Below are 12,722 nucleotides of genomic sequence, written 5' to 3' on the forward strand. Positions count from 1 at the left end.
CGTCTCACCCGCGGCCGGTCGCGGTCCCGGCGGCGCGGAAGGCTCCCCGGGCGTCGTGACCGTCAGCGGAACAGGCGGAGCGGGACCGCGTCCGCCATCGCCTTCATGCCGGCGTCGTTCGGGTGCAGGCCGTCACCGCTGTCGTAGGCGGGGAGGAGCCGGGCCGGGTGCGCGGGGTCGCGGGTGGCGGCGTCGAAGTCCACCACCGCGTCGTAGACGCCGCCGGTGCGGATCCAGGCGTTGACGGCCTGGCGCTTCGCCTCGCGCTCCGGGGTGTGGAAGCCGAGGTCGTCGCCCTCGAACGGCATGATGGTCGCGCCGTAGGCCTTGAGACCGTGGCGGTGCGCCATCGCCACCAACCGCCGGTGGCCCTCGATGACTTCGGCCGCGGTGACCTCCTCGTCGGCGGGGGCCGCCGGACCGCCCGGCTGGCCGATGTCGTTGACCCCCAGCAGGACCACGACGTACCCGGCGCCCGGCTGGTCCAGCACGTCGCGCTCGAACCGCTTGAGACCGGCCTCGCCGAAGAACGTCGCGTAGTCCTCGGCGGGTGTGCCGGCGGGCGGACGGGGGTCGCGCAGCAGGCGGTTGCCGCTGATGCCGGCGTTGAGGACGCCGAGACGGGCCGACGCCGGATCGGTCCGGAACCGCTCGGCGAGCCGGTCGGGCCAGCGGCGGTTGGCGCCGAGGGTGGTCTCCGCGCCGTCGGTGATGGAGTCGCCGAAGGCGACGACGGCTCGGGACCGCCCCGCGCGCGGGCCGCCGGTGACGCTCACGCCGGACAGGAAGTACCACGTCGTGACCGTGGCGGTCGGTTCGACGGCCGGCTTGCCGGTGACGTTTCCGGGCGCGACCCAGCCGTGCTGGTACGCGAGGTTGTGCACGGTCGTGGCGGGGGTGCGGCGCGGGAGGTACGTGCTGACCGTCAGGTCGGCGCCCGCTGGGAGGTCGAGCGCGACCGGGTCGCTCCAGCGCCGGGCGCCGGGCGGCACGGTGACCGAGGTGCGGCCGCCGAAGCGCAGGGGACGGTCGGTGCCCGGCCGGATCCCGCCGGGCTCGCCCGGCGCGGCCAGGGCGACCCGGGCCTCGCCGATCACCAGGGGCGTCGCGCCGAACTCGTTGGTCAGCCGCACGCGGACGCCGCGCCCGGCGACACTGGTGCGCACGACCTGGCGGAGGGTCTGCTCCTCGAAGGCGAGGGTGCTGCTCGCGGGCACGGCGCTGGGGGCGGCGGCCCACGTCCCCGTCCAGGCGGCGGCGGACCGCGAGGCGCTCGCGGAGGCGGGCTGGGCGGCGAGCAGCATCGCCAGGCCGGTGATCAGCACGGCGAGGTGACCGGGAAGGCGTCTGGGCATGAGGTGTCCTCGGGTGGCCGGTGGGGCGGGGGCGCTCGCAAGCTAGGAGGACACCCGGCGCGTGTCAATGGCGCGATCCGCAGGAGCCGCCGGACGGTGGCCTGCCGGACGAAGGCATGCCGACGGCCGTGTGACGCGGGCGAGGAGCGGGGCGCCCGGGGCCGTGCCGACGGGCGGGCTCCTGCCGGGACTCCTCACCCCGCGAGCGCCTTCAACCGCTCCCGGAGCCCGGCCAGCACCGTGGCGAGCCCGAGGTCGAAGGCGGCCCTGGCCGCGTCCCGTCCCACCCGGGCGCCGACGACCTCGGCCAGCACCGGGGCCTGGTCACCCGGGACGTCGAAGATGTCGTCGGGCGCGGCCGCGTCCAGGGCCGATCCGAGGACGAAGGACTCTATCGCCACGACGACGTCCATGACCTGGTCGTCCGGCCATCCGCCGGCGCGCAGTCCGGCGGCGACCGTCTCGTACATCGCGACCGTGTGCGGGGACCCGGCGATGGGCGTCACCGCGATGACGGGGACGAGCAGCGAGTGGCGCGCGTACGCCTCGCGGTAGGAGTGCGCCCACGACTCGAGCGCGACGTCCCAGGGCCGGTCGCCGAAGCCGGAGCAGTCGATCTCCTTGTTGACGTGGTCCTGCAGCCACAGCAGCAGCTGGCGCTTCGATTCGACGTGGTTGTAGAGGGCCGAGGGCGCCACCCCCAGCTGCCGCGCGAGCGCCGCCATCGTGAGCGCCGTGTACCCCCGGGCCTCGATCAGTTCCACCGCCGCCGCGGTGATCTTCTCCTGCGACAGCAGCGGCGCGGTGGGGCGCCCGCGGCGCCGCGGCCGTTCGGAAGGTGTCACGGCGTCACCATCTCACAGCGCCGTTCCGGTGATCACCCAGGCCCTGGGAACGTCCTCCCGGTCCGGCCCGGCCGAAGCATTTCTGCTCCAGGACTCTTGACGGGGGACTCGCCGCCCGGGCTAAATGAGCGACATTCATATTGCCTTGCGGAAGAAGCGTCATGCACAGCCCCCACCAGACCACCCCCCTCACCCTCGATCGCGACGTGGTCGTCGTCGGCGCCGGACCGGCCGGCCTGATGACCGCCCGCCGCCTCAGCGAGGCCGGCGTCCGCGTCGCCGTCCTGGAAGCCCGCGACCGGGTCGGCGGGCGCACCTGGAGCGACACCGTGGACGGCGCCTGGCTGGAGATCGGCGGCCAGTGGGTCTCGCCCGACCAGACCGAGCTGCTCGCCCTCCTCGACGAACTCGGCCTGGAGACCTACGCGCGCCACCGGGACGGGGACTCCGTCTACGTCTCGCCGGACGGCACCCGCACCCGGTACAAGGGAGACCGCTTCCCGGTCGGCGAGCGGACCGCCTCCGAGATGGAGCGGCTGATCCAGCTGCTCGACGCGCTCACCGCAGAGGTCGGCGCCACCGAGCCGTGGGCGCACCCCGAGGCCCGCGAGCTCGACACGATCTCCTTCCACCACTGGCTCCGCCGGCAGTCGGACGACGAGGAGGCGTGCCGGAACATCGGCCTCTTCATCGCCGGCGGGATGCTCACCAAGCCCGCGCACGCCTTCTCCACCCTCCAGGCGCTCCTGATGGCGGCGTCCGCCGGCTCCTTCTCGAACCTCGTCGACGAGAACTTCATCCTCGACCGCCGCGTGGTCGGCGGCATGCAGTCGGTCAGCGAGGCCATGGCCGCCGCGCTGGGGGACGACGTCCACCTGTCCACCCCGGTCCGGACGGTCCGCCGCGACGACGCGGGAGTCACCGTCGTCTCCGACCGCGTCACCGTACGGGCGCGGAAGGTCGTCATGGCGGTACCGCCGAACCTGTACACCCGGGTCTCGTACGAACCGCCGCTGCCCCGCCGCCAGCACCAGCTCCACCAGCACCTGTCGCTCGGCCTGGTGATCAAGGTGCACGCGGTGTACGAGACCCCCTTCTGGCGCGAGGACGGCCTCTCCGGGACCGGTTTCGGCGCCGGGGAGCTCGTCCAGGAGGTCTACGACAACACCAACCACGGCGACACCCGCGGAACCCTGGTCGGCTTCGTCTCCGACGAGAAGGCCGACGCGCTCTTCGCCCTGCCGGCCGAGGAACGCCGCCGCCGCGTCCTGCGGTCCGTCGCCGCCTACCTCGGCGACCGGGCGCTCGAGCCGGTGGTCTACCACGAGTCCGACTGGGGCAGCGAGGAGTGGACCCGGGGCGCCTACGGCGCGACCTTCGACCTCGGCGGCCTCACCCGGTACGGAGCCGACCAGCGCACCCCCGTCGGACCGATCCACTGGGCCAGCTCCGACCTGGCCGCCGAGGGCTACCTGCACGTCGAGGGCGCGCTCCGGATGGGGCGCATCACCGCCGAGGAACTGCTCGACGAGCTCGCGGACACGTCCCGGGAGGAGACGTCATGAGCGTCCCGCACTACGTCGTCGCGTACGGCGGCGACGAACGGAGCAAGGTCGCCCTGCGCGCGGGAGCGGACCTCGCCCGGTCGCTGGGGGCGGTGCTCGACATCGTGCTCGTGGTCCGCTCCGACACCCCCTTCGGCGCGGCCTACCCGCCCGCGCCGGACGTCGAGTCGCTGGTCGAGCACCAGGCGGAGCGGTGGCTCGACGAAGCGCGGGCGTCGGTCCCGCCGGGCCTGCCGGTCCGGACCCACCTCCGCCGGCACCGGTCCGTCGCCCAGGGGATCCTGGAGGCCGCGGCGGACCTCGACGCCCGCCTGGTGGTGGTCGGCACGGCCTCCGGCGTCGGCCCCGGCTTCACCGTCGGTCCGGTGGCGACGCAACTGCTCCACGCTTCGCCGGTGCCCGTCGCGCTGGTGCCGCGCGGCCACGAGTCCCCGGGCCTGCTGGAGCGGGTCTACTGCGCCGTCGGAACCCGTCCCGGGGCCCAGCTGGTGGTGCGGGAGGCGGTCGAGGCGGCGCGCCGCGCGGAACTCGACCTGCACCTCGTCTCGCTGCTGGAGGTCGACGAACACCAGGGCGCGCGGGAGTCCGCGCGACGACGCGCCGCGGAGCTGATCTCCGCCGCCGCGGAGGACTTCACCGGCGGCAGGGCCACCGTCGAGATCGGGCAGGGCCGCACCATGAAGCAGGCCGTCGAGTCGATCGCCTGGGAACCGCGCGGCCTCCTGCTCATCGGCTCCTCCCGCCTCGCGCCGGGCCGGCGCACCTTCCTCGGAACCACAGCCGCCAGGATCCTCCGGCACCTGCCCATCCCCATGGTGGTCGTGCCGCACACGGATGGAGAACAGCGATGACCACTCCCGTCGCGGGCACCACCACCTCCGGCGACCGCGGCAGCGGCAGCGACAACGACGGCGCCGGCAAAGGCCTGGCCTCGGGGCGCGTCGGGCTGCTGGGCGCCGTCGTCATCGGGGTCTCCTGCATCGCCCCGGCCTACACGCTCTCGGGCGCACTCGGCCCGACCGCGGCCGTCGTGGGGGAGCAGCTCCCGGCGATCTTCCTCGTCGGCTTCCTCCCGATGCTCCTGGTCGCCGTCGGCTACCGCGAGCTGAACCGGGCGATGCCGGACGCGGGCACCACCTTCACCTGGGCGTCACGGGCCTTCGGCCCGTGGGTGGGCTGGATGGGCAGCTGGGGCCTGCTGGCCGCGACCATCCTGGTGCTCTCCAACCTCGCGGGCATCGCGGTCGACTTCCTCTACCTGCTCCTCGCCCAGGTCACGGGCGACGAGGCGCTGGCCGACCTCACCCGCAACGTCCCGGTCAACATCGCCACCTGCCTGGTGTTCATGGCGCTGGCCTGCTGGGTCTCCTACCGCGGGCTCGAGGCGACCAAGGCCGTCCAGTACGTCCTGGTCACCTTCCAGGTCGGCGTCCTGATCTGGTTCTCCGTCGCCGCGTTCGGCCACGTGGGCGACGGGACGGCCTTCGACGCCGCTGCGATCAGCGCCGAGTGGTTCAACCCGTTCGCGGTGGACTCCTTCTCGTCCTTCGCCGCCGGCATCTCCCTCTCCGTCTTCATCTACTGGGGCTGGGACGTCGTCCTCACCATCAACGAGGAGACCAAGGGGTCCGCCACCACCCCGGGGCGCGCGGCCCTGACCACGATCCTGGTCATCGTCGCCCTCTACATGGCGGTGGCGCTGGGCGTGCTCAGCTACTCCGGCGTCTCGGACGGCGCCCACGGACTCGGCAACGCCGACATCCAGGAGAACGTCTTCGCGGCACTCGCCGGCCCGGTGATGGGGCCGACCGCGATCCTGATGTCCCTGGCCGTGCTCTCCTCGTCGACGGCCTCGCTCCAGTCGACGTTCGTGTCCCCGGCACGCACCATGCTCGCCATGGGCCACTACGGCGCGCTGCCCCCGTCCTACGCGCGCATCACGCCGCGCTTCCAGTCCCCGGGCTACGCCACGGTCGCGGCCGCGCTGGTGGCGTCGGCCTTCTACACCGTCATGCGGGTGCTGTCCGAGGACGTCCTGTGGGACACCATCACCGCCCTCGGCATGATGGTCTGCTTCTACTACGGCATCACGGCGCTCGCCTGCGTGGGGTACTTCCGCAAGGAACTCGGCGGCGGTCCCAGGGCCTTCCTCATGAAGGGCCTGCTGCCGGGTGCCGGCGGCGTCCTGCTCCTGGTCTTCTTCGTCCAGACCTGCTACGACTCCATGGACCCCTCGTACGGCTCGGGGTCGCAGATCGGCGGAGTCGGCCTGGTCTTCGTCCTCGGCGTCAGCGTGCTGCTGCTGGGCGTCGTCGTGATGATCGCGCAGCGGCTGCGCCGGCCCGAGTTCTTCCGGGGGGTGACCGTCCCGCGCGGTGACTCGACCACCAACCTCCGGTAGGCGCGTCCCGCACGGCCCGGGCCGCCCCCGTCGCAGCGGACGGGGTGGCCCGGGCCGTCGGCGGGTTGCGGCCGGGGCCGAGGGGGCGGCGGGGCCGGCGAGGCGGAGGGGCACGAAGTTACCGCTGAGACACCCTGGGAATCCGGCCGCGCACCCATCAGGATGTCCCCGGATCACGCCCGCCCGGCACCGCGCCGGGCGGCGGACGGACTGGAGGCCGTGCACATGAGGAGAACCCGCTTATCCGCCACGCTCACCGCGTTGCTGGCCGCGACGACCGCGGCGGCGCCCGCCTCCTGGGGCTCGGCCCCGGGACCGGACCACCGCGGCGGTGACCGGACCTGTGCCCACCGCGACCTGCTGTTCTGCGAGGACTTCGGCACCCTGCCGCCCGGCGCGACGCGGGGCAGGGGCTGGACCACCGACACCGCGGACGGCACGCTCACCGTCGAGCGGCACGCCACCCGCCACAGCAAGCACCTGCGCGTCCGCACCGAGGGCAACGGCAAGGCGTTCCTCCAGGTCGACGGCCTCACCCCGCCGGGCAACAGCTTCTGGGGCCGCGTCCGCCTCCGCGTCGACGCCTTCCCGACGGCCCCCGACTGGGCCCACTGGACCATGGTGGAGGCCACCGGCGAGGGCCCGGGGTACGTCCGTCCCCTGGGCGGCCAGTACGTGCCCGGCGTCGGGAAGAACCTGTGGGGCGTCGGCTCCGACGGGGGCCCCACCGGCGACTGGACGGCCTGGCGCGAGTCGGCCCCCGCCACCGCGGGGGTGTGGCAGTGCGTGGAGTGGCGGATGGACGCCACCGACAACAGGATCTCCGTCTGGATCGACGGCCGGCCCAAGCCCGAACTGACCGTCTCCACCCGCGACCACGGCGGCGCCGACACCGACTTCGTCTTCCCGCGCTTCGACACCGTGAAGATCGGCTGGCAGCTCTACCAGGGCGACCCCAGCCCGTCCTCCTACGACGTCCGCATGGACGACATCGCGCTGGACGACCGCCGGATCGGCTGCTGATCCGCCCCGGTCAGCGGCCCTGCCGGGCGACCAGGGTGAAGGAGTGCCCGGCCGGGTCGGCGTAGGTGCGCACGTCCCGGGGACCCGAGTTGTCGCGGGTCTCGACGGGACGCGCGCCGAGGCTCACGGCCTCCCGCTCGGCCTCGTCCATGTCCTCCTCGGCCACCAGTATGTGCAGGTGCGCCTGCTGGGAGTCGTCGGGACGAGGCCAGCTGGGCGGCGCGTAGCCGTGGTCACGGCGGACGGCCATGCGCGTGCCGTCGTGCCCGACGACCTCGACGAAGTCGGGGTCGACGCCGCGCCGCACGGTGGCGTCCAGCAATTTGGCGTAGAAATCGGCGAGTTCCTCGGGGGCGGAGCAGTCGAGGACGAGCACTGTGGTCTTGGAAGTGGTCATGCCGTACGTCTGCCCGCGTCGGGCCCGCGCATCCGGCGGCCGGCGCGGGCGGACGTACGGCGCGGGCGGACGTACGGCGCGGCGGACCCGGTCAGCGCCGGGCGGTCATCACCGCGTACACCAGGACGCCGGCGAAGAGGAAGAGCACCCCCTGGTACACCGCCGCGTAGCCGGAACCCGCCACCAGCCAGAGGGAGAAGCCGGCGGCCACCGCGGACACCGTCATGTCGCGCGCCAGGCGGACGCGGTTCACCCGCTCGTGCCGGCCGGCCACCAGATGGCGCAGCTGCGCGGCGGTGGCCAGGAGGTAGGGGACGGTGGCGGTGAAGGTGGTGATCAGGACCAGGACCTCGAAGACGCGGGCCGAGCCGGAGGCGTAGTTGTAGACGGTCAGCAGGGAGGAGAGGACCACGGTGACGGCGACGCCGAAGGTGGGCACGCCGCGCCGGCGGCGGGCGAAGGGGGCCGGGAAGAGACCGTCGCGCGCGGCGGCGTAGGGGGTCTGGGCGCTGAGCAGGGTCCATCCGTTGAGGCAGCCGGTCATCGAGACGAGCGCGGCCACCGCGACGGCCCAGCCGCCCCAGGTGCCGCCGAACATCGCGTTCACGGCGTCCGAGAAGGGGGCCGTGGAACCCACCAGCTCCTCGTGGGCGACCGTGCCGAAGACGGCCAGCGTGCCCAGCAGGTAGACCAGTGCGGCGCCGGCCGTGCCGATGACGGTGGCCCGGCCCACGTTGCGGCGCGCGTTCGCGACCTCGCCCGCGCTGACCGCGGCGGACTCCACGCCGAGGTAGGAGAAGAGGAGGATCGCCGCGGCCGCGGAGACCGCCCCGACCGTGTTCTGGCCGCTCGCGTTGAACGGGCCGAGGTTGTCGGCGTCGAAGAAGAACAGGCCTCCGGCGGCGACCAGGAGCAGCGGGGCGAACTTCAGGGCCGTGGAGACCAGCTGCACGGCGCCGACCCACCGGGTGCCGGCGAAGTTGGCGAGCGCCGGGAGCCACTGCAGGACCAGGGCGGCCGCGCAGGCGGCCCAGCGGTGCTCGCCGACCGCCGGGAGGAGGACGGCGAGGTAGCCGACCGCCGCGACGGCCAGGGCCGCGTTCGACACCCAGGTGGTGATCCAGTACGCCCAGGCGGCGAGGAACCCCGCGAAGTCGCCGAAGGCCTCACGGGCGTACACGTAGGGGCCGCCGGTGCGCGGATCACGTTCCGCGAGACGTCCGAAGGTGAGGGCGAGCGCGATCGCGCCGACCGTCAGCACCGCGAACGCCACCAGGCTCACCGTGCCGAACGGAGCCACCGAGGCGGGCAGCAGGAAGATCCCGCCGCCGATGATGTTGCCCATCACCAGCGCGGTCGCCACCGGGAGTCCGAACCGGCGCGCATGCCGGCTTCCGCGCTCGTCCCGGGTGCCGGACCCCGGCTCCGGGCGGACGTCCGGGGCTCCCGGTGCGGGGGCGGGGGCATGGGGGGAGGAGGTCCCGATGGGGGGCCTGGGTGGTGCGCCTCTCGTCGTGCCGGCGCCCGGGATCGCCGGGCGTGCCGACCATGATTGGCGACGAGAGGAAGTGGTGCAAAATCGTACGTTTTTCTCCGCCCGGACCCCTGAGGACGCCGTAAGTCCTGCGCCTCAGGGGTCTGCGGACCGGAAGATTCCGGTTACCCGTTCCGTGGGCCGGCGAGTCAGCCGCCCAGCTTGCCGACGGAGTCGCTCAGGGACGCCGCCACCCGCGTCAGGTCCTCCTCGGCGGGGGAGGAGCCGCCCAGGCGTTCCACGAGCTCCCCGCGGGTCAGCAGGACGGCCGCGCCCCGGAAGTGGCTGTCACCCTCCAGGGCGGCACGGTCGGCCACCTGCGCCGTGCCCTCCAGCAGGACCAGGGCGGCGTCGTCCGCCGGCCTGTCCAGGAGCTCCTTGACCAGCGTCTCGTCGATCAGCATGCGTCTGTCATCCCTCCGGGTTGCCGCTGTCTGCGCGGCTGCGGGTACCCGCGCGGAGGCCGCTCAGGCGGGCTTGCGCCAGACGGAGACGTGACGGGTGGAGTCGTCGGTGAAGGGGGAGCCGTCCCAGTCCGCGACGCGCCGCTCCAGCTCCAGCCCGGCGATCCGCGCCATGAGGTCCAGTTCGGACGGCCAGGCGAAGCGGTGGCGCGAGGCGCCGCGGCGGTAGCGGCCGTCCGCCTCGCGGCTGAAGTGGTGGGAGACGAGGAGCTGGTCGACGAGGTCGATGGTGTCGAAGCCGAGGTGCCGGTCCGAGACGTCGAACGGCACGGCGCTCTGGCCGGGCGGCATCCGGCGCAGCGGTGGCACGCCGAGCTCGACCACGAACCGGCCGCCGGGGGAGAGGTGGCGGGCGGCGTTGCGGAAGCACTCGACCTGCTCGTCCTGCGTGAGCAGGTTGGAGATGGTGTTGTACACCAGGTAGACGAGGGTGTGGCTGCCGGGGACCACGGTGGTGGCCATGTCGCCGATGACGACCGGCAGGGTCTCCTCGTCGACCTTGCGGCGCAGCACCGCCGCCATGTGCTCGGACAGTTCGATGCCCCTCACCGGTACGCCCCGCTCGCGCAGCGGCACGCCGACGCGGCCGGTGCCGATGGCGAATTCCAGAGCGGGGCCGTCGCCGGCCAGCCGGGCGAGGAAGTCGACGGTGGGGCCGAGCACGGCGGGCGAGGTCATCTCCGTCTCGCCCTCGTCGTAGCGCTCGGCGGTCTCCTTGGTCCACAGTTCGCTGCTCGTCATGACCGGACAGTCTGCGGTGCCGGGCGGGTGGTTGTCGACGCCCCGTCCGGCGGGTCACCCCCGTCGGAGCGCGGTGGTGAAGCCCGCGAGGGCCGTGAAGTCGGGTCCGGTGAGCCCGCGGCGCGGGTCGACGCGGTGCAGCAGGGCGGGGCCCGGATGGCCGGCCTCCACCCAGAGCCGGTCCACCGGCCCGATTTCGTCGTCCACCCGGAGGAAGGGCCGGCCGCCCGCCCATGCCACCAGGGGCGCGGTCTTCCGGTGCAGCCCGCGGGGCCCTTCGGCGCCGGAGTCCTCCGGCCACCTCACCACCGGCAGCTCGGGCAGCCCGGGACGGGGCGAGAGGACCTCGTTGGCCTCATCCGGCCAGGTGGTGGCCCGGACGAGTTCGCAGCCGAGGGCCAGCAGACGAGGACCCGGCTCCGGCCGGAGGCGGGACAACAGGGGGTTGCCGGTGCCGGCCGTCTCCGGCGCGGGCCGCGCGACGCCGGAGCCGAAGGGGAGAAGCGGTCCGTCGACGTCGAGGAAGAGGAGAGGGGGTCGCCGGGTCACCGCGGCACGGTACCCCGGGGGTGGCGCACCATGAACACGTCGACCGGGTCCTCGGCCTCCACGGTGAAGCCGTGCCGTTCGTAGAGGCGCCGGGCCGGGCTGCCGTCCAGGACGTTCAGGCGGACCGTCTCGCCGGCGGTGTCCGCGCGGTCGAGGAGGGCGCGCAGGACGGCCGTTCCGAGTCCCCGGCCCTGCTGCCGGGGAGCGAGGTAGAAGTGCTCGAGCACCCGGCAGCCCTCGGAGGGCCGCAGGGTGACGCTGCCCGCGAAGGACCCGTCGACGGTGACCACCGAGGTGTGGAGCGGCGCCCAGGAGTCGCGGAAGCGCTGCCGGACGCGGTGCTCGTCGAACCGGCCCAGCCGCTCGAGGTCCGGCCGCATCACCACGGCCCGGAGCTCGGCGATCGTCTCGACGTCCGCCGGGCCGGCCGGCCGCAAGGCCCATCGCGTGTGCATGGGGGGAGTATCGCAGGCAGCGGCCGGGGCGGCCGGAGGTTCGCGCGCGGTCAGGCGGGGCGTGAGGAGACCAGGACGCCCACCTTGTCGATGCGGTGCTCCGGATTTCCCTTGTCGTCCCGCCAGAAGTTGCCCGCCGCGTCGTCCTCGGGCGTCGCACAGGTGGAGACGGTGATCATGGCGCGGGTCGCCTTCCGGCCCGGGTGCCCCGGCACCTCGGCGCGCTGTTCGGCGAGTGAGCGCTCGGACCGGAACGAGGTCGTGCGGGTCTCGGTGATCCGGTACTCGTACACGGTGCCGCCGGAGGTGACGAGGACCCGGTCGCCCGCGTCGAGGGAGGGCAGGTCCCGCAGCGGGCCGCCCGCGGAGAGGCGGTGGGCGGTGACCAGGTGGTTGCCGGTCTCGCCCGGACCGACGCCGCCGCCCGGGCCGTAGGGACTGGCCGCGTCGCCCCGGTTCTGGACGCGGGTGCCCGGCCAGTCGTCGGTGGTGCCCTCGTAGCGGACGACCCGGAGGCCGTCGAGACCGATCTCCGGGATGCTCAGCCGTGCCTCCCGCACGCGGGGGTCCGGACGCGAGGGTGCGGGGGTCGGGTCCGCCGGTCCCGGGACCCCGGGAACCGCCGCGGGAGAGGCCGGGGCCACGGCGTCGCGCGGAGGGACGGCGGCCCGCGGGGGTTCGCCGGTGGCCGCGCATCCGGCGGCCAGCACGGCGGCGGTCACGCCGGCCAGCGTGGCGGAGACGGTGAAGGAGGTACGGGATCCGGCCATGGTGCTCACGGTGACGGGGGGCGCGGCGCGACCCGGGCGGCGTGCCCGCCCGCCCGGCGGGCGGCACGTGTCTCTCCGGCACAACCGCGCCCGCGGCCCGGATGTTCCCGGGCCGGAGCCGGAGCCGGAGCCGGAGCCGGGCCGCGGCCAGGGTGGTGAAGGTGCTCACGGGACAATGCCTTCGGTGGGACGCCCACCTCGGGGTAGGATACCCGCGGGGGTATGCAGAGGAGGATGGGTGCAACTCGACATGAGTGCCGAGGAGCTCAAGTCGGCGCTGAACCGACTGCGGCGGGCGCAGGGCCAGCTGGCCGGCGTGATCAAGATGCTGGAGGACGGACGGGACTGCGAGGACGTCGTCACGCAGCTCTCCGCCGTCTCCAAGGCGCTGGACCGGGCCGGGTTCTCGATCATCGCCACGGGGCTGCAGCAGTGCCTGACCAGCGAGGACCCCGAGATCCGGGATTCCGTCCAGATGCGGGCCCGTCTGGAGAAGCTCTTCCTGTCGCTGGCCTGAGCGCGCCCGGGCGCCCGCGCGGCCGTCCGGTCCGCCGGCCCTCGGGCGGGGCCGGGGCGGCGTGCCGTCCCAGCCGCCCGGCGGCGTGACGAGCGGCGGACCGGCC

General features: G+C 74.0%; 14 protein-coding genes. 5 read left to right on the top strand and 9 right to left on the bottom strand.

The annotated features are described in order from the left end of the window. Positions 1 to 62: 62 nt before the first annotated feature. Both A2U95_RS20915 and A2U95_RS20920 read right to left on the bottom strand, forming a co-directional pair. Complete coding sequence (locus A2U95_RS20915; RefSeq protein ID WP_166025589.1) at positions 63 to 1,355, bottom strand: SGNH/GDSL hydrolase family protein; 1,293 nt, start codon at positions 1,353 to 1,355, stop codon at positions 63 to 65. 194 nt (positions 1,356 to 1,549) lie between these two features. Next, positions 1,550 to 2,200, bottom strand: a complete 651-nt coding sequence (locus A2U95_RS20920) for a TetR family transcriptional regulator (protein WP_206282997.1) — start codon at positions 2,198 to 2,200, stop codon at positions 1,550 to 1,552. Positions 2,201 to 2,361: 161 nt separating this feature from the next. On the opposite strand from A2U95_RS20920, the gene A2U95_RS20925 reads away from it, so the two are divergent. From A2U95_RS20925 to A2U95_RS20940, 4 genes are all read left to right on the top strand, one after another. Continuing rightward, positions 2,362 to 3,765, top strand: coding sequence for a flavin monoamine oxidase family protein (locus tag A2U95_RS20925; protein WP_166025591.1), 1,404 nt, complete (start codon positions 2,362 to 2,364; stop codon positions 3,763 to 3,765). Beyond that, positions 3,762 to 4,616 (top strand): universal stress protein, encoded by an 855-nt coding sequence (locus A2U95_RS20930; protein ID WP_166025593.1) that lies wholly within the window; start codon positions 3,762 to 3,764, stop codon positions 4,614 to 4,616. Before A2U95_RS20925 ends, A2U95_RS20930 begins: the two co-directional genes overlap by 4 nt. Then, on the top strand, positions 4,613 to 6,166 hold the full coding sequence (locus A2U95_RS20935; RefSeq protein WP_166025595.1) for an APC family permease: 1,554 nt from the start codon (positions 4,613 to 4,615) through the stop codon (positions 6,164 to 6,166). Before A2U95_RS20930 ends, A2U95_RS20935 begins: the two co-directional genes overlap by 4 nt. 225 nt (positions 6,167 to 6,391) lie before the next feature. Further along, positions 6,392 to 7,189, top strand: a complete 798-nt coding sequence (locus A2U95_RS20940) for a hypothetical protein (protein ID WP_240957500.1) — start codon at positions 6,392 to 6,394, stop codon at positions 7,187 to 7,189. Positions 7,190 to 7,199: 10 nt separating this feature from the next. Here the strand turns inward: A2U95_RS20940 and A2U95_RS20945 are convergent, their stop codons facing one another. The 7 genes from A2U95_RS20945 to A2U95_RS20975 all read right to left on the bottom strand — a co-directional run bounded on the left by A2U95_RS20945 (position 7,200) and on the right by A2U95_RS20975 (position 12,099). Further along, positions 7,200 to 7,586 carry a VOC family protein gene (locus tag A2U95_RS20945; protein ID WP_166025597.1) on the bottom strand — a complete coding sequence of 129 codons (387 nt, stop codon included), beginning with the start codon at positions 7,584 to 7,586 and terminating at the stop codon, positions 7,200 to 7,202. Positions 7,587 to 7,677: 91 nt separating this feature from the next. Beyond that, positions 7,678 to 9,072 carry an amino acid permease gene (locus tag A2U95_RS20950; RefSeq protein WP_166025616.1) on the bottom strand — a complete coding sequence of 465 codons (1,395 nt, stop codon included), beginning with the start codon at positions 9,070 to 9,072 and terminating at the stop codon, positions 7,678 to 7,680. Positions 9,073 to 9,269: 197 nt separating this feature from the next. Further along, positions 9,270 to 9,524 (bottom strand): hypothetical protein, encoded by a 255-nt coding sequence (locus tag A2U95_RS20955; RefSeq protein ID WP_166025599.1) that lies wholly within the window; start codon positions 9,522 to 9,524, stop codon positions 9,270 to 9,272. Positions 9,525 to 9,587: 63 nt separating this feature from the next. Then, entirely contained in the window at positions 9,588 to 10,325 is a 738-nt protein-coding gene (locus tag A2U95_RS20960; protein WP_166025601.1) for a class I SAM-dependent DNA methyltransferase, read from the bottom strand. Positions 10,326 to 10,379: 54 nt separating this feature from the next. After that, on the bottom strand, positions 10,380 to 10,874 hold the full coding sequence (locus A2U95_RS20965; RefSeq protein WP_166025604.1) for an HAD domain-containing protein: 495 nt from the start codon (positions 10,872 to 10,874) through the stop codon (positions 10,380 to 10,382). After that, positions 10,871 to 11,329, bottom strand: coding sequence for a GNAT family N-acetyltransferase (locus A2U95_RS20970; RefSeq protein WP_166025607.1), 459 nt, complete (start codon positions 11,327 to 11,329; stop codon positions 10,871 to 10,873). The genes A2U95_RS20965 and A2U95_RS20970 overlap by 4 nt, the downstream gene beginning before the upstream one ends. A 50-nt stretch (positions 11,330 to 11,379) precedes the next feature. Continuing rightward, a complete protein-coding gene (locus tag A2U95_RS20975; protein ID WP_166025609.1) occupies positions 11,380 to 12,099 on the bottom strand; it encodes a sortase domain-containing protein in 720 nt (239 codons plus the stop codon). Between the two features lie 238 nt (positions 12,100 to 12,337). Here A2U95_RS20975 and A2U95_RS20980 point away from each other — a divergent pair, with 238 nt between their 5' ends. Continuing rightward, positions 12,338 to 12,616: a metal-sensitive transcriptional regulator gene (locus A2U95_RS20980; RefSeq protein ID WP_166025611.1), complete on the top strand. Its 279-nt coding sequence runs from the start codon at positions 12,338 to 12,340 to the stop codon at positions 12,614 to 12,616. Positions 12,617 to 12,722: the final 106 nt, after the last annotated feature.

Source organism: Streptomyces chilikensis (genome assembly GCF_001642695.1).
In the GTDB taxonomy this organism is placed as follows: Bacteria; Actinomycetota; Actinomycetes; order Streptomycetales; family Streptomycetaceae; genus Streptomyces; species Streptomyces chilikensis.